This is a genomic window from Streptomyces sp. ADI95-17, from assembly GCF_003846175.1.
GTDB lineage: Bacteria > Actinomycetota > Actinomycetes > Streptomycetales > Streptomycetaceae > Streptomyces > Streptomyces sanglieri.
The window spans coordinates 234,386-260,895 of sequence record NZ_ML123052.1; the positions used below are offsets into that span (position 1 = coordinate 234,386).

At 70.4% G+C, this 26,510-nt stretch carries 24 protein-coding genes; 11 read left to right on the forward strand and 13 right to left on the reverse strand.

Going from position 1 to position 26,510, the window contains the following annotated elements:
- Positions 1 to 14: 14 nt before the first annotated feature.
- Positions 15 to 794, forward strand: a complete 780-nt coding sequence (locus tag EES42_RS38345) for a dioxygenase family protein (protein ID WP_124722818.1) — start codon at positions 15 to 17, stop codon at positions 792 to 794.
- A gap of 34 nt (positions 795 to 828) precedes the next feature.
- On the opposite strand, the gene EES42_RS38350 is transcribed toward EES42_RS38345, so the two are convergent.
- Entirely contained in the window at positions 829 to 1,905 is a 1,077-nt protein-coding gene (locus EES42_RS38350; RefSeq protein ID WP_124722819.1) for a questin oxidase family protein, read from the reverse strand.
- A 72-nt stretch (positions 1,906 to 1,977) separates the two neighbouring features.
- Positions 1,978 to 2,517: a GNAT family N-acetyltransferase gene (locus EES42_RS38355; RefSeq protein ID WP_124722820.1), complete on the reverse strand. Its 540-nt coding sequence runs from the start codon at positions 2,515 to 2,517 to the stop codon at positions 1,978 to 1,980.
- Between the two features lie 147 nt (positions 2,518 to 2,664).
- On the opposite strand from EES42_RS38355, the gene EES42_RS38360 reads away from it, so the two are divergent.
- Positions 2,665 to 3,663 (forward strand): sigma-70 family RNA polymerase sigma factor, encoded by a 999-nt coding sequence (locus tag EES42_RS38360; protein ID WP_124722821.1) that lies wholly within the window; start codon positions 2,665 to 2,667, stop codon positions 3,661 to 3,663.
- 123 nt (positions 3,664 to 3,786) lie between these two features.
- On the opposite strand, the gene EES42_RS38365 is transcribed toward EES42_RS38360, so the two are convergent.
- Positions 3,787 to 4,749 carry a helix-turn-helix transcriptional regulator gene (locus EES42_RS38365; protein ID WP_124722822.1) on the reverse strand — a complete coding sequence of 321 codons (963 nt, stop codon included), beginning with the start codon at positions 4,747 to 4,749 and terminating at the stop codon, positions 3,787 to 3,789.
- A 142-nt stretch (positions 4,750 to 4,891) separates the two neighbouring features.
- On the opposite strand from EES42_RS38365, the gene EES42_RS38370 reads away from it, so the two are divergent.
- Positions 4,892 to 6,487, forward strand: a complete 1,596-nt coding sequence (locus EES42_RS38370; protein ID WP_124722823.1) for an MFS transporter — start codon at positions 4,892 to 4,894, stop codon at positions 6,485 to 6,487.
- 126 nt (positions 6,488 to 6,613) lie between these two features.
- Here EES42_RS38370 and EES42_RS38375 read toward each other — a convergent pair whose 3' ends face one another.
- From EES42_RS38375 to EES42_RS38385, 3 genes are all read right to left on the reverse strand, one after another.
- Positions 6,614 to 7,384, reverse strand: a complete 771-nt coding sequence (locus EES42_RS38375) for a DUF6227 family protein (protein ID WP_124722824.1) — start codon at positions 7,382 to 7,384, stop codon at positions 6,614 to 6,616.
- A 134-nt stretch (positions 7,385 to 7,518) separates the two neighbouring features.
- Positions 7,519 to 8,598 (reverse strand): P1 family peptidase, encoded by a 1,080-nt coding sequence (locus EES42_RS38380; RefSeq protein WP_241196876.1) that lies wholly within the window; start codon positions 8,596 to 8,598, stop codon positions 7,519 to 7,521.
- 198 nt (positions 8,599 to 8,796) lie between these two features.
- Positions 8,797 to 9,954, reverse strand: a complete 1,158-nt coding sequence (locus tag EES42_RS38385; protein WP_124722826.1) for a low temperature requirement protein A — start codon at positions 9,952 to 9,954, stop codon at positions 8,797 to 8,799.
- Between the two features lie 397 nt (positions 9,955 to 10,351).
- Between EES42_RS38385 and EES42_RS38390 the strand changes: the two genes are divergently transcribed.
- Genes EES42_RS38390 through EES42_RS38415 form a run of 6 tightly spaced genes read left to right on the forward strand, consistent with a single transcriptional unit; the run spans position 10,352 to position 15,584 of the window.
- A complete protein-coding gene (locus EES42_RS38390; RefSeq protein WP_241196877.1) occupies positions 10,352 to 11,338 on the forward strand; it encodes an MFS transporter in 987 nt (328 codons plus the stop codon).
- A complete protein-coding gene (locus EES42_RS38395) occupies positions 11,335 to 13,659 on the forward strand; it encodes a molybdopterin oxidoreductase family protein (RefSeq protein WP_124722828.1) in 2,325 nt (774 codons plus the stop codon). The genes EES42_RS38390 and EES42_RS38395 overlap by 4 nt, the downstream gene beginning before the upstream one ends.
- A gap of 7 nt (positions 13,660 to 13,666) precedes the next feature.
- The gene (locus EES42_RS38400; RefSeq protein ID WP_124722829.1) at positions 13,667 to 14,269 is read left to right on the forward strand and encodes a 4Fe-4S dicluster domain-containing protein; all 603 of its coding nucleotides are present in this window, start codon (positions 13,667 to 13,669) and stop codon (positions 14,267 to 14,269) included.
- Positions 14,266 to 14,979 carry a Rieske (2Fe-2S) protein gene (locus tag EES42_RS38405; RefSeq protein ID WP_124722830.1) on the forward strand — a complete coding sequence of 238 codons (714 nt, stop codon included), beginning with the start codon at positions 14,266 to 14,268 and terminating at the stop codon, positions 14,977 to 14,979. Before EES42_RS38400 ends, EES42_RS38405 begins: the two co-directional genes overlap by 4 nt.
- On the forward strand, positions 14,976 to 15,353 hold the full coding sequence (locus EES42_RS38410) for a hypothetical protein (protein ID WP_124722831.1): 378 nt from the start codon (positions 14,976 to 14,978) through the stop codon (positions 15,351 to 15,353). The genes EES42_RS38405 and EES42_RS38410 overlap by 4 nt, the downstream gene beginning before the upstream one ends.
- Positions 15,354 to 15,374: 21 nt before the next feature.
- Positions 15,375 to 15,584 (forward strand): hypothetical protein, encoded by a 210-nt coding sequence (locus tag EES42_RS38415; protein WP_124722832.1) that lies wholly within the window; start codon positions 15,375 to 15,377, stop codon positions 15,582 to 15,584.
- 58 nt (positions 15,585 to 15,642) lie between these two features.
- Here EES42_RS38415 and EES42_RS38420 read toward each other — a convergent pair whose 3' ends face one another.
- The 6 genes from EES42_RS38420 to EES42_RS38445 all read right to left on the reverse strand — a co-directional run bounded on the left by EES42_RS38420 (position 15,643) and on the right by EES42_RS38445 (position 21,813).
- Entirely contained in the window at positions 15,643 to 16,149 is a 507-nt protein-coding gene (locus EES42_RS38420; RefSeq protein WP_124722833.1) for a large conductance mechanosensitive channel protein MscL, read from the reverse strand.
- 123 nt (positions 16,150 to 16,272) lie between these two features.
- A complete protein-coding gene (locus EES42_RS38425) occupies positions 16,273 to 16,785 on the reverse strand; it encodes an RcpC/CpaB family pilus assembly protein (protein ID WP_124723022.1) in 513 nt (170 codons plus the stop codon).
- 308 nt (positions 16,786 to 17,093) lie between these two features.
- The gene (locus EES42_RS38430; RefSeq protein ID WP_124722834.1) at positions 17,094 to 17,927 is read right to left on the reverse strand and encodes an S-methyl-5'-thioadenosine phosphorylase; all 834 of its coding nucleotides are present in this window, start codon (positions 17,925 to 17,927) and stop codon (positions 17,094 to 17,096) included.
- Positions 17,928 to 18,083: 156 nt separating this feature from the next.
- Positions 18,084 to 18,446: an FmdB family zinc ribbon protein gene (locus tag EES42_RS38435; protein ID WP_124722835.1), complete on the reverse strand. Its 363-nt coding sequence runs from the start codon at positions 18,444 to 18,446 to the stop codon at positions 18,084 to 18,086.
- 66 nt (positions 18,447 to 18,512) lie between these two features.
- Positions 18,513 to 19,796, reverse strand: coding sequence for an MFS transporter (locus tag EES42_RS38440; protein WP_124722836.1), 1,284 nt, complete (start codon positions 19,794 to 19,796; stop codon positions 18,513 to 18,515).
- Between the two features lie 433 nt (positions 19,797 to 20,229).
- Positions 20,230 to 21,813: a potassium/proton antiporter gene (locus tag EES42_RS38445; RefSeq protein WP_241196866.1), complete on the reverse strand. Its 1,584-nt coding sequence runs from the start codon at positions 21,811 to 21,813 to the stop codon at positions 20,230 to 20,232.
- A gap of 351 nt (positions 21,814 to 22,164) precedes the next feature.
- Between EES42_RS38445 and EES42_RS38455 the strand changes: the two genes are divergently transcribed.
- Entirely contained in the window at positions 22,165 to 24,924 is a 2,760-nt protein-coding gene (locus EES42_RS38455) for a penicillin acylase family protein (protein WP_124722839.1), read from the forward strand.
- Here EES42_RS38455 and EES42_RS38460 read toward each other — a convergent pair.
- Complete coding sequence (locus EES42_RS38460) at positions 24,921 to 25,502, reverse strand: 5-formyltetrahydrofolate cyclo-ligase (protein ID WP_124722840.1); 582 nt, start codon at positions 25,500 to 25,502, stop codon at positions 24,921 to 24,923. The two genes, EES42_RS38455 and EES42_RS38460, sit on opposite strands and share 4 nt — an antisense overlap.
- A gap of 105 nt (positions 25,503 to 25,607) precedes the next feature.
- On the opposite strand from EES42_RS38460, the gene galU reads away from it, so the two are divergent.
- Complete coding sequence (galU, locus tag EES42_RS38465; RefSeq protein WP_124722841.1) at positions 25,608 to 26,510, forward strand: UTP--glucose-1-phosphate uridylyltransferase GalU; 903 nt, start codon at positions 25,608 to 25,610, stop codon at positions 26,508 to 26,510.

Here is a 26,510-nt window from a genome sequence, read left to right on the forward strand (position 1 = left end):
GGATGGGGAGTGCCATGACAGTCACCGCGGAGCGCATGCCCGCCCTCTACCTCTCCCATGGCGCCCCGCCACTGGCCGACGACCCGGTCTGGCCCGGCGAACTGGCCGCCTGGTCCGCCGGACTGCCCCGCCCCCGCGCGATCCTGATGGTCTCCGCGCACTGGGAGGAGGCCCCGCTGGCCCTCGGTGCCACGGAGACGGTCCCGCTCGTCTACGACTTCTGGGGCTTCCCCGAGCACTACTACCGGGTGCGGTACGCCGCCCCGGGCGCCCCGGAGCTGGCGGAGAACGTACGCAAGCTGCTGCGCGGAGCCGGTACGCCGGTCCAGGACATCCCGGACCGCGGGCTCGACCACGGGGCGTACGTCCCGCTCGTGGAGATGTTCCCGGGCGCCGACATTCCCGTACTCCAGATCTCCATGCCGACGCTGGACCCGCAGCGGCTCATGGACATCGGGCGCAAGCTCGCGCCACTGCGCGACGAGGGCGTCCTGATCGTCGGCAGCGGCTTCTTCACCCACAACCTGGCCGCCCTGCGGCATGCGGGCGGCACCCCCGGCTGGTCGGCGGAGTTCGACGACTGGGGGAACCGGGCGCTCCGGGCGCAGGACATCGACGCGCTGCTCGACTTCGAGAACAAGTCCCCGGCCGGCCGGCTGGCCCACCCGCGCACCGAGCACTTCGCGCCGCTCTTCGTGACGCTCGGCGCCTCGGAGGGCGAGCTGGACCGGGGACGCAGCGTCATCGACGGGTTCTGGATGGGGCTCGCGAAGCGTTCGGTGCAGTTCGGCTGAGTCCGGCGCCGGCCGATTCGTGGGGCGACGGGCGTTACAGGGCCGGTGGGTTCAGTTCGATGGAGCGGAGCGCGGCGGCGAGGGCCGTTTCGTCGCCGATGTCCAGCGCGGTGTCGGTGAACTTGATGGTGTGGTCGTCGCCGTGCGCCGCCGCCCGCGCGAACAGCTCGTCGGCGGAGGCGCTCACCGGTGTGTACGGGGCGGCCTCGGCCGGGCTGTACGCGGCGGTGACCGCGGCGCTCGCCGCCCACGCGGCCCCCAGGCTCGGCACCCAGAGAGCGCGGGGGAGTGCGGGCAGGGTGCGCAGTACGGCGTTGGGCGCGGTCGCGGCGTGCACCAGCATGATCGGCTCGCCGTGCCCGTGCGTGGCGAACCGGTGGGTCGCGGCCCGCACCAGCTCCGCCAGCCGGTCGCGCGCCTCGTCCGGGTCGTCGGTGAACTGCTGCGGCCACACCGGGAACGCGGTGAGCTGCGCCAGCCGGTCCCGGATGCCGCCGTCCTGCTCGGGCACCGGCGGCACGGCGTCCAGCGCTGCCGCTGCGGTGGGTGCGGGGGCGAGCGGGGCCAGTACGGGCAGCGGCTGGTGGCGGGCGGCCCAGTATCCGAGGCCGTGGGCGAGTTCGGCGATCCGGGGCGCGGTCGCCTCGCCGGCGAGCAGGGTGCGTACGGAGTGGCCGACCCGGATCACGGGGTGGGTGGCGCCCGCCGCGATGCCGGGGAGCAGTCGCGGCCACCACTCGGCGAGGACGTCCCGCCAGGGGCGCTCGGCCGTCTCCCGCTCGAAGTGCTCCGTCCAGTCCGCGATCCGGCGCGGGTCGCCGAGGGCCTCGCGCCAGTTCTCCGCCGTCACCCGGGCCGCGGTGTCCGGCATGTCCTCCAGCTTGTGGCTGTAGTGGTCGAGCCAGCGGTGGACGGCCGGTGCCTGGCCGTGCCGGACCAGCGCCTCGACGGCCATGGGGCCGTGATTGCTCAGCCAGCCGTTGCGCTCGGGGCCGGAGGTGTGGAGGCGCTCCAGCGCCTCGTCGAGCGTGCCGGTGGTGTCGTCCGCAGTGCTTTCCGTGTCGTCCGCTGCGCTTCCCGTGCCGTCCGCGGTGTTCCTCGTGTCGTCCATACGGGAGCACGCTAGGCGCGGGGCCCGGGCGGCGTAACGGACCTCGGACCCGGATCGGCACCGGCCGTGGGACTAGGGCTGCGGCCCCAGTCGCTTCTCGTACCAGGCCACGTCCCAGTACGTGCCGAACTTCCGGCCCACTTCGGCGTACGTACCGACATGGCGGAAACCGAAGCGCTCGTGCAGCCGGGCGGAGGCGTCGTTGGGCCGGGTCACACCCGCGTACGCGCGGTGCACGTCCTCACCGGCGAGCGCCTCGAACAGGGCCGTGTAGAGGAGCGTGCCCACGCCGTGACCGATGGCCCACGGGGCGCAGTACACGCTCACCTCGACCGAGGTCGAGTACGCCGCCTTGGGGCGGAAAGCGCTGCTGGTGGCGTATCCCAGGATCGAAAAGGGACCGACAATCCGGACAGCCTTGGCAACCAGAAGTCGGTGCGGGCCGTCTTCAGAGTGGGAACGCAACCACGGCAGTCGCTGTTCAGGAGTGAAGGGGGTCGTGTCGAATGTGACCGTGGTCTCACGCACGTAATGGTTGTAGATGTCCGTGAGTGCCACCAGATCACCCTCGATGCCCGGCCTGACCTGCACTTCTGCCCGGTTCTCCGGCATGCGCACCCCCTCGTGGCGGCACAGGGTACTGCATGATCACGAAAATGAATGCCAGGCGTGGGAATTCTGTCCGGATTCCAGTCGTTGTTTCCATCGGATGCAGGGCACCCGAAAGGGTGTCGCGACCTACTCAGCAAGGGAGCACGCATGGCAACCCGTGCCGTCGCCCGTCGTTCGTCCACCACCGGTGGGACCAGCCGGGCAAGCAGCGTTCGCGCCTCGGGCGGGGAGATCGCCGATCGCGACCTGGTCGGCATGTACCTGGACGAGATCGCGCGTACGCCGCTGCTCGACGCCGCGAAGGAGGTCGAGCTGTCGCAGACCGTCGAGGCGGGCGTCTACGCCCGGCAGATACTCGACGGCTCGGTGGACAGCAAGGCCGGCGGAGCCACGCGCGAGGAGCTGGAGGCGCTGGTCGCCGACGGCGAGCGCGCCAAGGACGTATTCATCCGTTCCAACCTCCGCCTCGTCGTTGCCGTCGCCCGCCGCTATCCGCGAGCCGGGCTGCCCCTGCTCGACCTGATCCAGGAGGGCAACGCGGGCCTGGTGCGCGCGGTCGAGAAGTTCGACTACGCCAAGGGCTTCAAGTTCTCCACGTACGCGACGTGGTGGATCCGTCAGGCCATCACCCGCTCCATAGCCGACCAGTCCCGTACGATCCGGCTCCCCGTCCACCTGGTGGAGGAGCTCGGCCGGATCCGCCGGGTGCAGCGCGAGTTCAACCGTGAGCACGGCCGTGAGCCGGAGCACACGGAGATAGCGGCCGAGCTGGACTCCACGCCGGAGCGCGTGGGCGACGTGCTGGACTGGGCGCGTGACCCGGTCAGCCTCAACATGTCCGTGGACGACGAGGGCGAGACCCAGTTCGGCGATCTGCTGGAGGACACCTCCGCGGTGTCGCCCGAGCAGTCGGTGATGACGCTGCTGCGCAGCGAGGAGCTGGAGGACCTGATCGGCAAGCTCGACAACCGCACGGCCTCCATCATCCGTATGAGGTACGGCATCGAGGACGGCCGCGAGCGGACCCTCACCGAGGTGGGCAAGCAGCATGGCCTCACCCGCGAGCGGATCCGGCAGATCGAGAAGCACGCACTGCTCGAACTGAAGCGAATGGCCCACGACACGGGTTTTGACGCTGCGGCATGAGCCTTCGTCCAGTAACCTCCGAAATAGGTCGCTTCGCGTGACCCTCAGAGCTGAGTCCCGGCGCCCACCCCCCCCTGGCGCCGGGGCTCATTCTTTTGCCCCGGGGTCGGTGGGGCGCCGGGTTCAGGGAGTCGCCGCGCGGGTCAGGCGGGCGCCCAGATCGCTCAGGTACTCCACCATCTGCGGCGGGCCGTGCACGGTGAAGTCGCAGTCCACCAGCGCCAGCCGGAGCGCCACCCACTCCAGCGAGTCCGCGAGCACCGCCCGCAGCCGGCAGGTGTTCTCGCCGGTCCGCTCCAACGGGCCGATCGCGGCCGGCAGCCGCGCGGACACGAAGTCCGCCGGGGCCGCGAAGCTCACGTCGACCGCCAGCTCCGGCTGCCGGCGGGCGATGGAACCGGCGAGGAACTCGGCCGCGTCCCCCGTGGGCAGCGCGCGCGGAGCGAACCGGGCCCCGGTGGCGAACGGCTCGCTCACCCGGTCGACCCGGAACGTACGCCAGTCCTCGCGCCCCAGGTCGTACGCGACGAGGTACCAGCGCCACCCCGTGCTCACCAGCCGGTACGGCTCGGCCTCGCGCTTCGACTCGGCGCCGTCGCCCGCCCGGTACGCGAACCGCAGCCGCTCCTGGCCGGTGACCGCGGACGCCATCACGGTCAGCGTCCGAGGGTCGATGGTCGAACCGTCGCCGCGGGTCAGCGGCATCGTCGCGTTCTGCAGCGTCGAGACCCGGTGGCGCAGCCGGGACGGCAGCACCTGCTCCAGCTTCGCCAGCGCCCGTACGGACGCCTCGTCCACCCCCTCGATCGCGTGCCCGGCCCCCGCCCGCAGGCCCACCGCGATGGCCACCGCCTCCTCGTCGTCGAGAAGCAGCGGCGGCATCGCGGTGCCCGCGACCAGCCGGTAGCCGCCGATGGAGCCGCGCGAGGCCTCTACCGGATAGCCGAGCTCGCGGAGCCGGTCGATGTCCCGGCGGATGGTGCGCGGGCTGACGTCCAGCCGCTCGGCGAGCTCGCTGCCCGGCCACTCGCGGGGGGTCTGGAGGAGCGACAGCAGATTCAGCAGTCGTGCCGGGGTGTCGGTCATGGGCTCAGCCTTCTGCCTGGGTGCCGGTCCACTGCCTGGATGTGTGGGGTGTCGGTCGGCTCATGCGGGGGTGTCGGTCGTCTCATCAGGATGCCCATCCATTGGGTCATGAGCTGACCTAATGGCTGTTTAGTTTCTTCATATGACTTCTTCCGCACCTCTGTCGTCCACGGCATCCGGGCCCACGGTGTCCTCGGACCCGTCGGACCGGCGACGCTGGTTCGCACTCGCCATCGTCATGACCGCGGCCTTCATGGACCTGGTCGACGTCACGATCGTCAACATCGCCATCCCGAGCATCCAGGAGGACACCGGCGCCTCGTTCAGCTCGATCCAGTGGATCACCGCCGGCTACGCCCTGGCGTTCGCGGCCGGGCTGATCACCGGCGGCCGGCTGGGTGACATCTACGGCCGCAAGCGGCTGTTCCTCATCGGCATCGGCGGCTTCACGCTGGCCTCCGCGCTCTGCGGCTTCGCCGTGAACCCGGAGATGCTGGTCGCCTCCCGCATCCTCCAGGGCGGCACCGCCGCGCTGATGGTTCCGCAGGTGCTGTCGATCGTGCACGCCACCTTCCCGGCCCACGAGCGCGGCAAGGTCTTCGGCCTCTTCGGTGCGATCGTCGGCCTCGGCGCCGTCTCCGGCCCGCTGCTGGGCGCGCTGCTCACCGAGTGGAACATCGCCGGTCTCGAATGGCGGCCGATCTTCCTGATCAACCTGCCCGTCGGCATCGCCGGACTGCTGCTCGGCCGGAAGTTCATCACCGAGTCCAAGGCCCCGAAGGCGCTCCGGCTCGACCTGATCGGCGTCGTCCTGGTGACACTGGGCATGCTGATGCTGATCTACCCGCTGACCCGTGGGCGCGAGCTGGGCTGGCCGGTGTGGGGCTATGTGTCGATGGGCGGCAGCCTGCTGGTGTTCCTGGCCCTGGTCGTGTTCGAGCGGTCGAAGGCGCGCAAGGACGGCTCGCCGCTGGTCGAGCTGTCGCTGTTCCGGGTCAAGAGCTTCGCGGCGGGCATCGCGGTGCAGCTGACCTTCGGCATCGGGCTCGGCATCTTCTTCCTGGTCTGGACGCTCTACATGCAGATGGGCCTCGGCTGGAGCGCGCTCCGGGCCGGCACGACCGGTGTGCCGTTCTCGATCGCCGTCTCGTTCGCCGCCGGGATCTCCGTGCAGAAGCTGGTGCCCCGGTTCGGCCGCAAGGTTCTTCAGGCGGGTGCGGCGCTGATGGTCGCCGGACTGCTGATCTACATCTGGGAGTCCGACCGGTACGGCATGGGCATCACGTCCTGGCAGATGATCCTGCCGCTGGTGGTCATGGGTACGGGCATGGGCCTGATCGTGGCGCCGCTGACGGACATGGTGCTCTCCGAGGTGCCGAAGGAGCACTCCGGTTCGGCCTCCGGGCTGATCAACACCGTGCAGCAGATGGGCAACGCGCTCGGCCTCGGGCTGGTCGCGGTCGTCTTCTTCGGCTCGATCGACGACCGGCTGGCGCCGCCGCAGGTGGGCCCGGCGTTCGCGGAGGCGTTCCAGCACTCGCTGTGGTGGGTGGCCGGGGTGCTCGCGGTGATCTTCCTGGTGATGTTCGCGCTGCCCGCGCGGCCGCAGCGGCAGGCGGAGGACGGCGAGGAGTCCGACGACGCGGGTGCCGATGCGGGGGCCGCTGCCGGTGTGGGTGTGGGCGCGGCCGGGGCGAGCGGCTCCGATGTCGCGAAGGAGCCTGCGCTGACCTCCTGACCTGCCTCTACCGGGTCTGCCGGGAACGCGGGTGCCCGCACCCTTCGGGGTGCGGGCACCCGCGCGTCCGAATCGCTGTCCGCGTCGGCCTTCCGGGGGCCGGGGGCGGGGGCATGGGGTCCGGGGTCAGCAGATGCGTGTGCGGCTCTCCATGGCCCCGCGGGCGGTGTCCTCGTCGCCGTAGACCTCGCACATGTGGCGGCCGTCCGGCGTGGCCGTGTGCTCGACCTCCCACAGGCTCGTCTCGCTGCCGTCGAGAAGCAGGAAGGCGTGCTCGTACAGGGTGAATCCGGCGTCCCGCCCGTCCACCTGGCACTGCCGGCCGAAGACCTGGGTGATGTGGTGGGCGAAGGCGGCACGCAGCAGCCGGGCGGTCTCCTCGCCGGGGCCGTCGCTGTTCTCCGCGCGACGCAGTACACGGCGGGCGTGGTCGGCGGAGTTGTCCGGGGCGTACATCCGGGGCAGCGGGGCCGGGGGAGCCGCCATCAGGACCGTGAGTATCTCCAGGTCGGCCTGCGGCCCGTCGTCCCCGAACACCGGAACCTCACCGAAACTGCCGGTCAGCCTGGCGGCGGCGACATGGGCATCGGCCTCGTCGTCGTACAGCTCGTGGTGCCTGGGATCGGGCTCCGTGCGGGAGTGCGGGCCGACCGCGCTCCGCGGGCCTCCGTGCACCAGCTCCCAGAGGGAGAGCGCGGTGCCGTCGGACAGCAGATACGTGTGCCGGTAGGTCTCGCGGTGGAGTACGGAACTGTGGTGCGAGGAGTGCAGGGAACTGCTGTGGGCGAGCGCGGTACCGAGTCTCTCGACCGTGCTGTCGGGCAGGTCGAAAGAGTTGAGTGCCCGTCGCAGGAGTCGCTCGAGGTGCTGCTCGGTTGTCTCGTACGGATCGCTCAAGGTGCTGTCTCCAGGCCGTTGCCGCGTGTTACTTGCTGCGTGCATAACGTAGTCCCTGGGTCCGACATCGTGACCGGGGTTCAGGAAAACGTATGGCACACGCAGATGGTTCCTGGCGGTTCGTCCGAACTTCCTTACCCCGCAGGCGAGTCGGGCGCCGGGGCGCTGCCCGCCGAGGTCCGCGGGGCGGGCGGCGGTATGTCGTAGAGATCGCCGTACGAGGGGTAGCGGCCGCCGCCGGGGCGGCCGTCGACGCTCCGAGCTGCGCGGACGGCCTTCACGATGGCGCGCGCGAGCACGTCCGCGCCGGCCGCCAGCAGCTCGTTGAGGGCGATCGGATTCCGCGGATCCAGCGTCCGCTCGCCCGTGGCCAGCGCGAAAACGGTGTCCCCGTCGGTGAGCAGATGTACGGGACGGACGGCGCGCGCCAGCCCGTCGTGCGCCGTACCCGCGAGCTTCTGCGCCTGGGCCCGGGTGAGGTCGGCGTCCGTCGCGACGACGGCGAGCGTGGTGTTGAGCGGGGGCCGTGCGTCGGCCTCCCGCACTTCGGCGAGCCGCTGCTCCGCCGCACGGACGGCCTCGGGCGCCGGGTGCACCGGCGGTTCGGCGGCGCCGTACTCCCCGTACGGCACCCCGGTACGCGGATCGACCACCGAGCCCGCCGCGTTCACCACGACGAGCGCCCCCACTGTGATCCCGGAAGGCAGCAGCAGGCTCGCGGTGCCCACGCCGCCCTTGAGCTGCCCGGCGACCGCGCCCGTACCGGCCCCCACGTTTCCCTCGGAGACTGGTGCCCCCGAAGTGGTGGACGCCGCGTCCTCCACCGCCGCACGGCCCGTCGAGGCGTCGGGGCGGGCCCGCCAGTCGCCGCCCCGTCCCAGGTCGAAGACGCACGCGGCGGGGACCACCGGCACCACCTGCCCCGGATCGGGGCCGACCCGCACCCCGCGCCCCTGCTCCTCCAGCCAGGCCATCACCCCGGACGCCGCGTCCAGGCCGTAGGCGCTGCCGCCCGTCAGGACGACGGCGTCGATGCGCTGCACCAGATTGCGCGGATCGAGCGCGTCCGTCTCGCGGGTGCCCGGACCGCCACCGCGTACGTCGACGGCCGCGACCGCACCGCCCTCGGGGGCGAGGACGACGGTGGTGCCGCTCAACGCGCCCTCGCCCGGCACCTGCGCATGGCCGACTCGCAGCCCCGCGACATCGGTCAGCGCGTCGAGCGGCCCGGCGGAAGGGGCTGCCGGCTTCCGGGCTGTCCGGGGCTTCCGGGGTTCTTCCGTCACTGATTGCTCCTCACCGAGTGCTCCTCACCACGCGCTCCGCACTTGAGTGGGCCACCGGGTGGGCCACGGGCCGAGCCGTCGCCGCCCGTCGCCCCGGCCGTCCGTGGCTCCGGTCGCCCGTCGCGCTCACCCGGCCGGGGCGGGGCGCCGGGACAGCGCCACCTCCACGGCCACGGCGGCCGCGGCGACCAGACCGGCCGCGAACACCGCCCACCCGCCGGCGAACGTGCAGGCCAGGATGGCCAGCGCGGCCACGGGGAGGGCCAGTTGCTCTGCGAGGTCGCGCTTGAAGTGGCGGGCGTGCAGCGTCCACACAGTCAGCAGGAAGAGTGCGGAGGGAATGGTCACCGCGGCGGCGGCCGCCGTGTCCGAGACATGCGCCTTGCCCACGGCGTGCTCCACCGCCACCTCGATGCCCGCGCCGATGGCGGCCGCGGAACCGAAGATCAGGTAGTGCCCGTATCCCCAGATGAACGCTTCCCTGCTGCCGCGCAGGTAGTCATGGATCGGCACGGCGAAATAGATCCACCAGGCGGAGAAGACGATCAGCAGCCCGCCCGCGGCGATCGGCAGCAGCTCACCGAGCGCGTCGTGCTCGTCCACCGCCTCCTGGACCGCGACCGTGGCCGCCGCGATCGTCTCGCCCAGCACGATGATCGTGAACAGTCCGTACCGCTCGCTGATGTGGTGCGGATGCCAGCTCGTCGAGCGGTCGCGCTCGGCGATCGCGGGAACGGACATCTCCGCGAGGGCGAGCACGACGAAGGCGGCGGTACGGACCGGGCCCGAGTCGGCGGGCAGGAACAGCATGGCGATCCAGCCCAGTTGCACCACCGTGATCCCGACGGCGTACCGCAGCGCCACCCGCCGCTCGGCGCCCTCGGTGCAGTGCGCGGCGCGCAGCCACTGGCTGGTCAGCGCGAGCCGCATCACCACGTAACCGATGACGACGACCGTCCAGTCGCCCGCGTCGAAGGCGCGCGGCACCCCGGCGGCCAGGATGAGCACACCGGTGATCTGGACGAGCGTGACGACGCGGTACAGCGGGTCGTCGGTGTCGTAGGCCGAGGCGAACCAGCTGAAGTTGACCCAGGCCCACCAGATCGCGAAGAAGACGGCGGCGTAGCTGCCGACTCCGGTGAGGGTGTGGCCTTCGGCGACGGCGTGCACCAGCCGTGCGCCCGCCTGCGCCACGGCGACGACGAAACACAGGTCGAAGAAGAGTTCCAGCGGGGTCGAGGCGCGATGTTTCTCGGTGCGGCTGCGAGCCATCATTACGGGCATGGGAGCCAGCACACCAGACGGGGTACGGCCCCGCTGAACGGGGCACGCCCCGGATGGACGATCGGCTCACCCCGCCGAGCCGTAAATCAGGACCAACCGTCAGATACCGCCCTACGGTGACGGGGTGACCGAGCCGCCAGAACCTTCCGACGCAGCCGCGCAGCCCACCCCCGGTGCGCGTACCGGCCCCGCCGAGGCGCCCGGCCCCACCGGCCCGGCCAGTCCCACCGGCCCGGCAGGCTCCGCCGGTCCCGCAGGCTCTGCTGGTCCCACAGGTCCCACAGGTCCCACAGGTCCCGCAGGCTCCGCCGGTCCCGCAGGCTCTGCTGGTCCCACAGGTTTCGCAGGCTCCGCCGGGGCCCGCTCCGTCACCGGCCGGGCGACCGCGGCCGGTGTCATCGTCTCCGTCCTCCTGATCCTCGCGATCGTGCTCGGCAGCCGGCTGCTGGAGAACTTCGACTCCGCCCTTCTCCCGTACGCGGTCGCCGCCGTCTTCCTCGCGTTCGGCGTCGCCTACCGCTACATGGTCTGGGTCTCCGCCCCCGGAGCCCGGCGGCTGTTCAACCAGGGGTGGCGGAGCTTCTTCTCGGTGGCCAACTTCCGCAAGGCCCCCACCGCACTGCCCCGGATGATCGCCACGTACCTGGGCTTCCAGAAATTCCTCGGAGCCCGCTCGCACGCCCGCTGGGCCGCCCACCAGCTGATCTTCTGGGGCTGCGTCCTCGCCGCGCTGATCACCTTCCCACTGACCTGGGGCTGGTTCACCTTCACCTCCGGCACCGGCTCGGGGCCCGGCTACGAGATGCGTATCTGGGGCTTCAAGATCATCGGATTCGACTCCCTGGACGTCCTGGGCTGGCTGATGTTCCACGGCCTGGACATCGCCGCCGTGCTCGTCATCCCCGGCGCCTCGTACTTCCTGTGGCGCCGGATGAAGGACCGCGGCGCCATCACCGGCCAGCGTTTCGCCTACGACCTGGTCCCACTGATCGCACTCATCGTCATCTCCGTGACCGGCCTGCTTCTCACCTTCTCGTCGGTCTTCCTGCACGGCGGCGGATACGAGTTCCTGGCGGTCCTCCACATGGTGTCGGTGGTGTTCACCCTCATCTACATCCCGTTCGGGAAGTTCTTCCACATCGTCCAGCGCCCGGCTGCGGTCGGCATGCAGCTGTTCAAATACACCGCCCGGCAGGACCGGGAGGTCTTCGCCTGCCGCCGCTGCGAGGAGCCCATCGACACCGGGCCCTACGTCGACAACCTCCGCGCCACCATGCGCGACCTCAGCCTTGGCTTCGACGAGTGGGCCGAATACTGCCCGCGCTGCAAGCGGGTGCTGCGGGGCAGTGCCTATCTCTCCCAGGTGAAGAAGGGCTTCAAGTGACCGCGGATCCGCGAGCGGCCGACCCCCGTACGGCCGTCCCGCTCGACCCCTCGCTCGCCCCGCCCGGCACCCGGGCCTTCCGGGACGCGGGCGGGATCCCCGCCGACCGATGGCGCGCCGACCAGGACGGCGAGACGCTCGTCCCCACCCACTGCTGTTTCTGCGGGGTGCAGTGCGGGATGTATCTGCGCGTCGACCGTGGCGGCAAGGTCTTCGGCGTCGAACCCCGCAACCACGACATCAACCGGATGCGGCTGTGCCCCAAGGGGATCAACGCGTACCAGCAGGTCAACCACCCCGACCGGCTCACCGCCCCGCTGATGCGCCGCTCCCGCGACGAGGAGTTCCGCGAGGTCTCCTGGGACGATGCGCTGGACTTCACCGTCGCCGAGATCAGGCGCATCCAGCAGAGCCACGGGAACGACGCCTTCGGGCTGCTCGGCGGCGCCAGTCTTTTCTCCGAGAAGACCTATCTGGTCGGCAAATTCGCCCGGGTCGCGCTCAAGTCCCGGCACGTCGACTACAACGGCCGGCTCTGCATGGTCAGCGCCGCGGGCGCCAACAAACTCGCCTTCGGCATCGACCGGGCCGGCAACCCCTTCTCCGACATCCTGCTCACCGACTGCCTGCTGATCGCCGGCTCCAACGTCGGCGAATGCTTCCCCGTGATGACCCAGTACGTGTGGGGAGCCCGGGACCGCGGTGCGAGCCTGATCGTCGTCGACCCGAGGGAGACCGCGATCGCCCGCACGGCCGACATCCACGTCGCCCTCAAGCCCGGCACCGATTCGGCCTTCTTCAACTCCGTGCTGCACGTGGTCGTCGAGGAGGGGCTGACCGACGAGGCCTATCTCGCAGCCCACGCCACCGGCTGGGAGGAGGTGAAGGCCAAGGTGGCCGAGTATCCGCCGTACCGGGCCGCCGAGATCTGCGGCATCCCCGTCGAGCAGATCACCCAGGTCGCCCGGGCCTTCGCCCGCGCCCCCAAGGCCATGGCCTGGCACGCCCGAGGCATCGAGCACCACTCGCAGGGCGTCGAGAACTGCCTCAGCGTGATCAACCTCTGCACCGCCACCGGCCACATCGGCAGGCCCGGAGCCGGCTACGGCACCATCACCGGCCAGGGCAACGGGCAGGGCGGCCGTGAGCACGGGCAGAAATCCGACCTCCTGCCCGGCGGCCGCTCGATCATGAACGAGGAGCACCGCAGGCAGATCTGCGAGATCTGGGGCATCGAGGAGTCCGAACTCCCGCCCGCCGGCACCTCGATGATGGAAATGGTCTGGCAGATGCAGCGCCGCGAGATCCGCGGCCTGATCGGCATCTGCAACAACCCCTTCGTCTCCCTCCCCAACTACAGGGTGGTCAAGGAGGGGTACGACGCCACGGAATTCCACGCTCAATTCGACTTCTTCCTCTCCGAGACCGCTGCCAACGCACATGTCGTCTTTCCCGTCACCACCTGGGCCGAGGACGAAGGGGTGATGGCCAATGCCGAGGCCCGGGTGGTCAAGCACAACAAGGCCCAGGACCCGCCGCCCGGCGTACGGACCGACACCTGGGTGATGTGCGAACTCGCCAGGCGCCTCGGCGCGGGCGACAAATTCGCCTTCCCCGACTCCCGCGCCGTCTTCGACGAACTGCGGATCGCCTCCGCCGGCACCGTCAACGACTACTACGGCATCACTTACGAACGGCTGGAGGAGACCGGCGGAATCGCCTGGCCCTGCCCCACCACCGACCACCCCGGCACCCCTCGGCTCTTCGAGGACGGCAGGACCTACCACCCGGACGGCAAGATCCATCTGCAGGTCGTCGAATGGCACCCGCCGATGGACCCGTACGACGACGAGCACCCCATGTCACTCACCACCGGGCGCACCGTCGCCCACTTCCTCTCCGGCAACCAGACCCGCCGTCTGGGCGCCCTCGTGGAACAGACCCCGCGCCCCTGGGCCGAGCTCCATCCCTCCCACGGCTTCCACAACGGCGAACCGGTCCGCGTCGTCACCCGGCGCGGCAGCGAGGTGTTCCCCGCACTGGTCACCGAGGCGATCCGCCCCGACACCGTCTTCATCCCGTACCACTGGCCCGTCCCCACCGCGGCCAACGCCCTCACCATCGACGCCCTCGACCCCCGCTCCAAGATCCCCGAGTACAAGGTGTGTGCCTGCCGCATCGAGCACGCCGACAAGATCGACGACGTCCCCGCACCGCCTGTCGCGCCCGGCCAGGTCAGTTACCCGGAGCCCCAGATCGCCCGGACCGACCCGCTGCCGCCCACGGCCCCCCAGGGGCGTGGCACCTCGGAGAGGAGCTGACCGTCCCATGATGGGCAGAACGATCTTCATCGACCCGGGGCGCTGCATCGGCTGCCAGGCCTGCGTCTCCGCCTGCCGGGAATGCGACTCGCACCGCGGCAAGTCGATGATCCACCTCGACTACACCGACGAGGGCCGGTCCGTGGCCTCCCTCCCCACTGTCTGCATGCACTGCGAGGACCCGGTCGCCCCGTGCGCCGAGGTCTGTCCCGCCGACGCGATCCTGGTGACCGCCGACGGTGTGGTGCAGCAGGCCGACACCACCCGCTGCATCGGCTGCGCCAACTGCGTCAATGCCTGCCCCTTCGGCGTCCCGAAGATCGATCTCCAGGCGAAGCTGCAGATGAAATGCAACCTCTGCTACGACCGCACCGCCTACGGACTCGCCCCCATGTGCGCGACCGTCTGCCCGACCGGGGCGCTGTTCTACGGGACCGTCGAGGAGCTCCAGGCGGAGCGCCCCGGCGTCCAGGTCGCCGACATCTTCAGCTTCGGCCGGAGCGAGGTGCGCACCGGCGTGGCCATGGTCGTCCCCGCCGACCGGATGCAGTGGCCGGTCCCCGGAGGCCTTCCCGTCGTCGAGATCAACGGGAAGGACGTCCGCCGATGAGCGTCACCGAACAGCCGCCCTCCGGCGATCCGCGCGAAGCCCTGCACGACCGGATCGCTGCCGACTCCCTCACCACCCGGCGTGACTACCTCCGGATCGTGACGACCGTCTCCGGCGGGCTCGCCGTCGGCGGTCTCGGTGTGGCGGCGGGAATCCTGCCGCGCCACGGCGACCCCGACGACGACAGGACACCCTCGCCGAAGAGGATCGCCGCCCAGCTCCTGCCCGGTGAGTCCATCGCCTTCCACTACCCGGACGAGGAGGACAAGGCGGTCGCCGTCCGGCTGGACGACGGCACCCTCGTCGGCTACTCCGCGATCTGTACCCATCTCGCCTGTGCCGTGCTCTGGCGCAAGGACCGGGGTTCCGAGGGCGAGCTGTACTGCCCCTGCCACGAAGGCGTCTTCGACGCCCGTACCGGAGAGGTCACCGCCGGGCCGCCGCCGCGTGCGCTGCCCAAGGTGGTGGTCATCGAACAGGCCGACGGCAGCATCTGGGCCATCGGTACGACGCGCTCGGGCGAGAGCGTCGAGCAGGGGCTGTGCCGCCGGTTCCGCGCCGACCGCCCGGACCTCGCCTCCCGCATCGGCTGCCCCGCCGTCGAGGGCGGCGGTGCGGAGGGACCCGTGGACGCTGAGCCGGGGACTGCCATGACCGAGGCCATGACCGAGGCCAGGACCGAGGCCGAGACTACTGGCAGGCGGACATGAGCGACGCCCCGCAGTACCGGAACCCGGAGCCCCCGGAGTACCACCCGGGAAGTGCTCGTCCCGAACTCAACCGGCCGGTCCACGAGCGCTATCCGCAGATCCGCGCCACAAGCGGCTACGGCGACCCCCGGGTCCGCCACACCGGCCCCGGGCCGGGGGCCGGTACCGACCAGGAGCCCGAGCGGTCCTCGAAACTGACGGCCCGGCTGGCCCTCGCCATGACGGTGGTCATCGGCCAGCTCTGGGGACTGACCGCCATCATCGACGCATGGATGGAGGGCAACACCGGTACGGCCTGGTGGGGTGCAGGCTTCCTGTGCCTGTCGTTCCTCGTCGTCCTCGGGCTGTGGCTGATCGACCCGAAGGACCGTTGACCGCCGCCGTACCCTTGACGTATGAGCACCGCCCCCGCCTCCGGCCCGCGCGATTCGAAGCCCTCCCGGCCGGACCGGCCGAAACCGAAACCGGCTCTGATCTTCGACGATCCGCTGGACCAGCAGTCCGCGGACGATACGGACCGGGGGTGGGGCGAGCGGGCCCCGGCCGGTGGCAGCGCCGCCGATCTGGCGCGCTTCCTCGACGAGAAGCCGCCCCACCACATCTGATTCCCCGCCCCGTGGTGGTCCGGTGGCGCTGCCGCCGGTTCTTCCGCCGCGCTTCGCGCTACTCGTCGTGGCCACGGCCGGGGGTCTCGCCGGTCTCGCCCGCCGGGCCGCCGCGTTGCGAGACGAGTGCGTCGCGGATCTCCTTCAGTACCTCCAGCTCGCTCACCTCCAGCGTCTCCTGCACCCCTTCCTTCGCGGCCTGCATCGCCGCCCGCCTGGCCAGGTACTTGGCCATGGGCAGGACCATCAGGAAGTACACGACGGCTGCCGTGATCAGGAAGCTGAGGGTGGCGCTGAGCACCGAGCCCCACAGGATCCGGATGCCCTCGGTGGTCTCGCCCGTCTTCGGGTCCGTGACGCAGGGGCCCTTGAGGCAGGAGCTGTAGCTCTCCAGGTCCTTGGTGCCGAACGCGCCGACCAGCGGGTTGATGACTCCCTTGACGATCGAGTTCACGATCTGGGTGAACGCGGCACCGATGACGACTGCGACCGCCAGATCGATCACGTTGCCGCGCATCAGGAAGGCTTTGAACCCTTCCAGCAGACTGACCTTCTTCTCGCTCACAGGTGAGCCTTCCTTCGCGTGTGCTGTAGGCGGAGCAAACTCCTCCGCAACTTACGGCAGTACGCGTTGAAAACACCCGATTCTGGGGATTGGTCAGGTGACTTGATCGATCGTCAGTGCGAATCAACATAGGGTCACCGCCAGTTGGGACGAGATGCCCGCGCCGGCCAGCGCGGTGGCCGTTTCCCGGGGGACGGCCAGCACGATCAGCGCACCGTCCTGCGTGGAGCCGTCGGAACCCTCGAAGCCCGCGGCGCCGTCCGCCGCGGTGTGCGGCACCTCCGCCACCCGCGCGCCCTTCGCCAGCACCCGGGCCCCGGCGCCGGTCCCTCCTCGGGCCTCCCCGGCAGTGATCACGTCGACATGGTCACCCGGCCGCAATAAGCGCACCGTCCCCGCATCCGCGATCCGGACCGGCGCGGACACCAACCGGCCCGGTCGCCGCGCCCGCTCCGGCGCCGCCCCTGCCGTATCACCGGCTCCCGCCCCGTACGCGGCATCGCCGCCCGCGCCCGTACCGCCACCGCCCAGCCCCGTGGCGGCGAGTGCTGCGGCCGTCAGGGCCAGCCCGGCCGCGAGAGCACGACGCTGCCGCCACAATGCCCGCTGCAGCCGGTGCCCACCGCCTCCGCGCACCCGCAGCGGTTCGAACGCGGGCACCCCGCAGGGCGGCGGCGCCGGCGACGGGGACGGCAACGGCGGGAATGACGTGGGAGGCGCGGACGATGCGGACGATGCGGACGATGCGGACGATGTAAGCATGGTCGATACCACCTGCTGTGAGGAGTGCGTGGGGAGTTCCGGACGAACACCCCTCACGATCCACCGTCCGCGAGATTCCCGCCGAAGCCTGTGGACAGCCCCGGAGTTGTGGAAAAGTCCGTCACCCGCCCCGCGGCGCCCCGCCCCGCCCTGCGGCGCCCCGCCCCACGGCATCCGCCCCGCTAAGGCAGCTCGATCCCCGGCTTCAGCCCGTCCAGCGCGTGTGAGCACGGGCAGTCCCGGTCCGCCTCCGCCGGCAGCGCGGCCACCACGTCGAAGAGGACCGAGCGCAGCCGGCTCACGTTGGCCGCGAACACCTCCAGCACCTCCCCGTGCGAGACGCCGTCGCCGGCCTCCGCGCCCGCGTCCAGGTCCGTCACCAGGGTCATCGTCGTGTAGCACAGGCCCAGCTCACGGGCGAGGACGGCCTCCGGGTGACCGGTCATCCCGACCACCGACCAGCCCATCGCCGCATGCCAGCGCGACTCCGCCCGGGTCGAGAAGCGCGGCCCCTCGACGACCACCAGCGTCCCGCCGTCCACCGGATCCCAGTTCTCCGCGCGGGCCGCGGTCAGCGCCGCCCTGCGCCCCTCGGGGCAGTACGGATCGGCGAAGCCCAGGTGCAGGACGTTCGGCTCCGCCCCGTCGGCCCGGGTCTCCCCGTCGTAGTACGTCTGCGTCCGGGCCTTGGTGCGGTCCACCAACTGGTCGGGGACGAGCAGGGTGCCCGGTCCGTACTCCGGACGCAGGCCGCCCACCGCGCACGGGCCGAGCACCTGACGTACGCCGACGGAGCGCAGCGCCCACATGTTGGCCCGGTAGTTGATGCGGTGCGGCGGCAGGTGGTGGCCGCGTCCGTGGCGGGGGAGGAAGGCGACCCGGCGGCCGCCCACCTCGCCGAGGAAGAGGGAGTCGCTCGGCGCTCCGTACGGGGTGTCCACGCGCACCTCCGTGACGTCCTCCAGGAAGGAGTACAAGCCCGAGCCGCCGATGACACCGATCTCTGCGTTCACCATGCGATCACAGTAGCGGCGCGCGAAAACGCCGGGATCCCCGCCCTGACACCGGCATCCCCGCTCCGGCACCCGCATCCCCGCATCCCCGGAGACGCCGGGAGCCCCGCCGAACGGATCGGCGGGGCTCCCGGTGGAAGTGCGGAAGTGCGGTTCGGCTCAGGCGGCCGATGTGCCGCTCGTCGAAGAAGCGGACGACGAGGACGACGTCGAGGAAGAAGAGGAGGCGGAGGACTTCGAGTCGGATCCCGTCGACGCCGACGACGTCGAAGACGACGAGGAATCGGACGAAGCGGAACCGGAAGCCTTCGCCGAGGACGAAGCCGACGTGCTGCTCGACGAGGAGCCGCGGCTGTCGTTCCGGTAGAAACCGGAACCCTTGAAGACGATGCCGACCGCCGAGAACACCTTCTTCAGGCGTCCATCGCAGCTCGGGCACACGGTGAGGGCGTCATCGGTGAACTTCTGCACCGCCTCGAGGCCCTCGCCACATTCGGTGCACTGGTACTGATAGGTCGGCACTTGCTCCTCCTGGCACTCTGACTCAATGAGTGCTAACGACGCTCCATACTGACGTATTCCGCAGCATCAGTCCACCGTGACCGGCTTCCGGTGACCGATCCCACGTGCCACGGTCCGTCCAGGGGCGGCCGGCACGAGCCTGGAACGCAGCGAAACCAGGGTGATCAGCGCCAGTACGGTCCCCACGAGCGGCACCAGGAATCCGGTGGCGGCGCCGTGGGCGTCCGCGAGCTGTCCGGCCACCGTCACGGCCGCCGCCTGGCCGAGCGCGACCGAGCCGGTCAGCCAGGTGAACGCCTCGGTCCGGGCGGACGCCGGCACCAGCGCCTCGACCAGCGTGTAGCCGCTGATCAGGGCCGGGGCGATGGAGAGCCCGACCAGAAGTCCGAGCCCGGCCAGCAGCGGCACCGAATGCACCGCCCACAGTCCCGACGCGGTCACGGTGAGGGCCACGTACCCGACGATCAGCCGCCGTCGCGGCCCGCTCTTCCAGGCGATGGCACCGCAGGCGATCCCGGCCAGCATGTTGCCGGCCGCGAAGACGCCGTACAGCAGGCCGTTGGCTCCCGGGCGGCCGATCTCCTCGGCGAAGGCGGTCAGCGAGACCTGCATGCCGCCGAAGACCGCGCCGATCCCGAGGAAGGTCACCGCGAGCACTCGCACGCCCGGCACGGACAGGGCCGAGGCGTGCCGTCGGGAGGTGCCGGAATCGGCGTTGCGCACCGCGGGCTGGGTACGGTGCTGCGCGGCGAAGAGCAGCCCGCCGATCAGGGTCAGCGCGGCCTCCGTGATCAGACCGGCCGCCGGGTGCACGCCGGTGCACAGCGCCGTGGCGAGCACCGGGCCGATGACGAAGGTGAACTCGTCCGTCACCGATTCGAAGGCGGCCGCGGTGGACATCAGCGGCGAGGCCTCACGGCCCGGCGCCGCGCCGAGCACCGCAGCCCAGCGGGCCCGCACCATCGGCCCGACCTGCGGAACGGACGCACCCGTCGGCACGGCGGCGACGAACATCGCCCACAGGGGCGCGTCCGCCAGCGCCAGCGCCGTCAGCACCGAGACGGACGCCGCGTGCGCCAGGACGCCGGGCAGCAGCACGGCACGCTGGCCGAAGCGGTCGGCGAGCTTGCCGGTCTGCGGCGCGAACAGGGCCATGGAGACACCGGTCACGGCGGCGACGGCGCCCGCGCTGCCGTACGAGCCGGTGGTGTGCTGGACCAGGAGCACGATGCCGATGGTCAGCATCGCGAAGGGCTGCCGTGCGGCGAAGCCCGGAAGAAGAAATGTCCACGCACCCGGGGTGCGCAGCAACTGCCCGTAACCGGGGCGGTCGGTGACCGTGGACGCCACGGTCCATGCCTTTCTGCCGCCTGGTGGCCGAGCTCCCGCCGGACGGCCGGCACGGATGGGTGCGGGCTCGTTCGTGCGGGTGCTGCCGAGAGCTGTCCTCTTCGCGCGGAACTGCGGTAGATGCCGGGCGCTCAGCAGAGGCGGAGGACGCCACGACCGCCATACGGTCGCGCCAGCTCTGCATCAGGCAGAGTTGGTCGTTCGGGTTGGTCGATCGGGTCGAACGGCCCCACGACGGGGGTCGATCGGTCCCTTCATGATACAGGCAGGGGCCCTTGCGCACCTGTGAATGTGCGCAAGGACTCCATCGACGCCTCGGATCGCAAGCGGGTGCTTCGGATCTCGAATGGTTCGGATCTTGAATGGTTCGGATCTCGAACAGTCACGGGAAGCACCCGCGGCCAGTCACGGGAAGCACCCGCGGCGCGTGCTCTCAGTGGTGGCTCTTCGGACCGCCCCCGCCCGTCTTCCCCAGCCGTTTCACGGCCTTCAGCGCCTGTGACATGTCGTGCACCGCGTCGTGTGCCGCATGCGCCCCCGCATGGCCCACGTCCCCGGAACCACCACTGCCTCCGCTGCCGGTCCTGCCGCCGGCCCCCAGCCAGCCCGCGAGCTTGCCGCCCTGGCCGACCGCGTGCAGCCGTTCCTCCGCCGCGTCGCGCACCGGATCGGTGGTGACCACCAGCAGTTCGTCGCCGCGCCGCAGCACGGTGGACGGTGCCGGTACGAAGCTCTTGCCGTCCCGTACGACGAGGGTGACGGCGGCCCCGGCGGGCAGCCGCAGCTCCCCCACCTCCACGCCGTGCATCTTCGACCGGCCCGGGATAGCGACCGACAGCAGATGACCGCGCAGCCGCTCCAGCGGCGCCGACTCGATGCCCAGGTCGGCGGTCTCGGCCGGATCGTCGGCGATCTTCAGGGCCTTCGCCAGCCAGGGCAGGGTCGGTCCCTGAATGAGGGTGTAGACGATGACCAGCACGAAGACGATGTTGAAGACCCGGGTGGAGCCCTCGACCCCGGCGACCATCGGGATGGTCGCCAGGATGATGGGCACCGCGCCGCGCAGCCCCGCCCAGGACATGAGCGCCTTCTCCTGCCAGGGCAGCCGGAACGGCGCCAGCGAGATGAAGACCTCCAGCGGACGCGCCACCACGGTCAGCACCAGCCCCACGATGACCGCGGGCCAGAAGTCGTCGAGCAGGTCGTGCGGTGTGACCAGGAGACCGAGCAGTACGAACATGCCGATCTGCGCGATCCAGCCGAGCCCGTCGGCGAAGCCGCGGGTGGCGGGCCAGTGCGGCAGCTTGGCGTTGCCGAGGACCATCGCGGCCAGGTACACGGCGAGGAAGCCACTGCCGTGGACCAGGGCGCCCGCCGCGTACGCGGACACCGCGATGGCCATCACGGCGATCGGGTAGAGACCGGACGCGGGCAGCGCCACATGACGCAGCCCGTACGAGCCGAGCCAGCCGACGGCGATGCCCATGGCGGCGCCGATCGCGAGCTCCAGGGCTATCTCGCCGACCAGTACGTACCAGCTGTCCACCGGCCCCTTGGTGGAGAAGGCGACCACCAGGATCACCACGGGGGCGTCGTTGAAGCCGGACTCGGCCTCCAGCACACCGGTGACCCGGGCCGGCAGCGGCACCTTGCGCAGCACGGAGAAGACCGCGGCGGCGTCCGTCGACGAGACGACCGCGCCGATGATCAGCGACTGCCGCCAGTCCAGGCCGACCAGGTAGTGCGCCCCGGCCGCCGTGACACCCACGCTGATCGCGACGCCGACCAGCGAGAGCATCACCGCGGCCGGCAGTGCCGGTTTGATCTCTTTCCACTTCGTGCCGAGGCCGCCCTCGGCGAGGATCACGACCAGCGCGGCATAGCCGATGACCTGGGTCAGCTCCGCGTTGTCGAACTTGACGTCGAAGAAGCCGTCCTGCCCCATGGCGATCCCGATGCCCAGGTACAGGAGCAGGCTGGGGAGCCCGCTGCGCGAGGAGACACGCACCGCCGCCACCGCGACGAGCAGTACGAGTGAGCAGACGAGCAGGAGTTCGTTGAGCGTGTGGACAGACAGTGGCCGTTCCTTCCCTGCGTACGCCTGCCGAGTCGAACGTGTCGATCTGATCGGACGGTTCGATCTGATCGGGCGGCCCGATCGGTTCGACCGGATCGCCCCTCGGCATCGGCCGTTGGCGGCCGGTACTTCGTTACCTTACCTAATCTTTAACGTTTTCTTGATGCCTTCGAGCATTCGTACGATCGCTACGCAATTCGAATCATCCCGATACCGCGTCAGAGTCGTCCCGGCGCTGCGCCTATGGTTGCTCCTGCACTCCCAGGACCACCTGCCCCTCGAAGGACAGCGATGCCCGCCAACACCACCGCCTCTTCCGGTTCCACCGGCGCCACCGGTTCCGCCGGTGCGAAGACCGGCAGGAAGAAGGGGCGACGTGCCCGCCTGATCGTGATCGTTCTGGTGCTGGCGCTCGTCGCGGGTATCGGTTACGGGGCGTTCTGGTCCGTATCCACCGTGCGGGCCTCGTACCCGCAGACGACGGGGTCGACGAAGCTCGACGGCCTCGACGGGAACGTGGACGTCAAGCGCGACAGTTACGGAATCCCGCAGCTGTACGCCGACACGGACGCCGACCTCTTCCGCGCCCAGGGCTTCGTCCAGGCGCAGGACCGCTTCTGGGAGATGGACGTCCGCCGCCACATGACGGCCGGCCGACTCTCCGAGATGTTCGGCTCCGGTCAGGTCGAGACGGACTCCTTCCTGCGCACACTGGGCTGGCGAAAGGTCGCGCAGGAGGAGTACGACAACGTCCTGTCCGAGGAGACCAAGAAGAACCTCCAGGCGTACGCGGACGGCGTGAACGCCTACCTCAAGGGGCGCGACGGCAAGGACATCTCCGTCGAGTACGCGGCCCTCGGCTTCACCAACGACTACAAGCCGACCGAGTGGACCCCGGTCGACTCGGTCGCCTGGCTCAAGGCCATGGCCTGGGACCTGCGCGGCAACATGCAGGACGAGATCGACCGCTCGCTGATGGCCAGCAGGCTCGACGCGAAGCAGATCGAGGACCTCTACCCGCCGTACCCGTACGAGAAGCACCGCCCGATCGTCGACCAGGGTGCGGTCTCCCCGGTCACCGGGAAGTTCGACCCGGACGCGACCCCGTCCGACAACATCGGCTCGGACACCGCGCAGGGCGCCACCGAGGGCCTGAACACCCAGCTCTCCTCGCTCTCCGACACCCTCGACCAGATCCCGGCGCTGCTCGGCCCGAACGGCAACGGCATCGGGTCCAACTCCTGGGTGGTCTCCGGCGACTACACGACGACCGGTAAGCCGCTGCTCGCCAACGACCCGCACCTGGCCCCGCAGCTGCCCTCGCTCTGGTACCAGATGGGCCTGCACTGCCGCGAGATCAGCGCGAAGTGCCAGTACGACACCGCGGGCTACACCTTCTCCGGCATGCCCGGCGTGATAATCGGTCACAACCAGGACATCGCCTGGGGCTTCACCAACCTCGGCGCCGACGTCACCGACCTCTTCCTGGAGAAGGTCTCCGGCGACGGCTATCTGTACGACGGCAAGGTCAAGCCCTTCACCGTCCGCGACGAGGTCATCAAGGTGGCGGGCGGCAAGGACCGGACGATCACCGTCCGCGAGACCAACAACGGCCCGCTGGTCTCCGACCGCAGCAGCGAGATGGAGAAGGTCGGCCAGAAGGCCCCCGTCACCAACGCGGCCCCGGACCGGGCCGACGGCTACGCGGTCGCCCTGAAGTGGACCGCGCTGGAGCCGGGCAAGTCCATGGACGCCGTCTTCGAGCTGAACCGTGCCAAGGACTTCAAGACCTTCCGGGCGGCGGCCGAGCACTTCGAGGTCCCCTCGCAGAACCTGATCTACGCCGACACCGACGGACACATCGGCTACCAGGCGCCCGGGAAGATCCCGGTCCGCCTCAAGGGCGACGGCACGATGCCCAGCCCCGGCTGGTCCTCGAAGTACGGCTGGGAGAAGGACCCGATCCCCTTCGACGAGCTGCCCTACGAGTACGACCCGAAGCGCGGCTACATCGTCACCGCCAACCAGGCCGTCATCGACGAGAAGAAGTACTCGCACCTGCTGACCAAGGACTGGGGCTACGGCAGCCGCAGCCAGCGGATCGACGACCTCATCCAGTCGAAGATCAAGGGCGGCGGGAAGATCTCGACCGAAGACATGCAGAAGATGCAGATGGACAACACCAGCGAGATCGCCGCGCTGCTGGTGCCCGAGCTGATGAAGATCAATGTCTCGGACAAGAGCGTCCGCGAGGCGCAGAAGCTCCTGGAGGGCTGGGACTACACCCAGGAGCCCGACTCGGCCGCGGCCGCGTACTTCAACGCGGTCTGGCGCAACATCCTCAAGCTGGCCTTCGGCAACAAGCTGCCCAAGGAGCTGCGGGTCGAGGGCGAGTGCCTCAACGTGCCCAGGGCCGCCGGTTCGGGTCCGGTCGACGAGCAGCACAGGCTGGTGCGCGAGTGCGGCCAGCGCGCCGCGGACTCCGCCCAGCCCGACGGCGGTGACCGCTGGTACCAGGTGGTCGCCGATCTGATGGACGACCAGAACAGCGACTGGTGGAAGGCGCCGAAGAGCGGCCGGGACGAGGCGACGGAGAACCGCGACCAGCTCTTCGCCCGTGCCATGGAGGACGCCCGCTGGGAGCTGACCGCCAAGCTCGGCAAGGACATCACCACCTGGAGCTGGGGCCGGCTGCACCAGCTGACCCTGAAGAACCAGACCCTCGGCACCGAGGGACCGGGCCTGCTCCAGCGGGCGCTCAACCGCGGCCCGTGGAACCTGGGCGGCGGCGAGGCCGCGGTGAACGCCACCGGCTGGAACGCGGCGGGCGGCTACGAGGTCGTCTGGGTTCCGTCGATGCGGATGGTGGTCAACGTGGGGGACTGGGACAAGTCCCGCTGGATCAACCTCACCGGCGCCTCCGGGCACGCGTTCAGCGCGCACTACACCGACCAGACCGACAAGTGGGTCAACGGTGAACTGCTCGACTGGTCCTTCGGCACCAACGCCGTCGGCAAGTCGACCACCGACACCCTGACCCTCAAGCCCTAGCGGCTCGTCCGGCGGCTCGCCGCCGGTGTCACCACCACATCGACGGGGTGGTCGTGCGGTTCCTCCGGGACCTGCGCGACCACCTCGTCGTCGTACAGCAGGACGATCAGCGCCGGATGCGCGCCCGCCGCCGCGAGCCGCGCCAGCACCCGGTCGTAGCTGCCGCCGCCGCGGCCGAGCCGCATGCCCCGGGCGTCCACCGCGAGCCCCGGCAGCAGGACCGCGTCGGCCTCCAGCACGGCCTCGGGACCCAGCGGATCCCCGTCCGGCTCCAGAAGTCCGCGGCCGGCCCGGACGAGGTGCCCGGCCCCTTCGTACGGCGCCCAGTCCAGATCGTTGTCCGCGAGGAGCACCGGCAGCAGCACCCGCACCCCCCGGGCACGCAGTGCGTCGAGCAGTGCGCGGGTGCCGGGCTCGGTGCCTACCGAGACGTACGCGGCGACGGTACGGGCCCCGGACAGCTCCGGAAGAGACAATGCGTTCCGGGAGAGAACCACCGCGGCGTTCTCCACGTCTTCCCTGGTCAGAAGGCGTCGCGCGGCCAGTAGTTCACGTCTGAGCAGTGCTTTTCGGGACATCTCTGTGCTCAACGGGCACCCCAGATCTCTCACATGTGCGTATAGGCGTACAAAGTTAACCGGAGCCTCATCTTCCTCACATACGCACCAGTTAGGGTTCTGCGCATGACTCAGTCGCACCCCAGGATCAGCAAGGCTGTCATTCCGGCCGCGGGACTCGGTACCCGCTTCCTGCCGGCCACCAAAGCCACTCCCAAGGAGATGCTGCCTGTGGTCGACAAGCCCGCGATCCAGTACGTCGTCGAGGAAGCGGTGACCGCCGGTCTCTCCGACGTACTGATGATCACCGGCCGCAACAAGCGACCGCTGGAGGACCACTTCGACCGCAATTACGAGCTGGAGTCCGCGCTCACCCGCAAGGGAGACGCCGAGCGGCTCAAGAAGGTCCAGGAGTCGAGCGACCTGGCCACCATGCACTACGTCCGCCAGGGCGACCCGCGCGGCCTCGGTCACGCCGTGCTGTGTGCCGCACCGCACGTGGGGGACCAGCCGTTCGCGGTGCTCCTCGGCGACGACCTGATCGACCCGCGCGACCCGCTGCTGGCCCGCATGGTCGAGATCCAGGAGCGCGAGGGCGGCAGCGTCATCGCGCTGATGGAGGTCGCGCCGGAGCAGATCCACCAGTACGGCTGCGCCGCCGTCGAGCCCACCGCCGAGGGCGACGTGGTGCGCATCACCGGCCTCGTGGAGAAGCCCGACGCGGCCGAGGCGCCCAGCAACCTCGCCATCATCGGCCGTTACGTCCTGGACCCCGCCGTCTTCGGGATACTGCGCAGGACCGAGCCCGGCCGCGGCGGCGAGATCCAGCTCACCGACGCCCTCCAGCTCCTCGCCGAGGACGAGAAGGCGGGCGGCCCGGTGCACGGCGTCGTCTTCAAGGGCCGCCGCTATGACACCGGTGACCGTAGCGATTACCTCCGTGCCATTGTCAGACTCGCGTGCGAACGTGAAGACCTGGGCCCGGACTTCAAGACCTGGCTCCGCAGTTACGTCACTGAGGAGATGTAG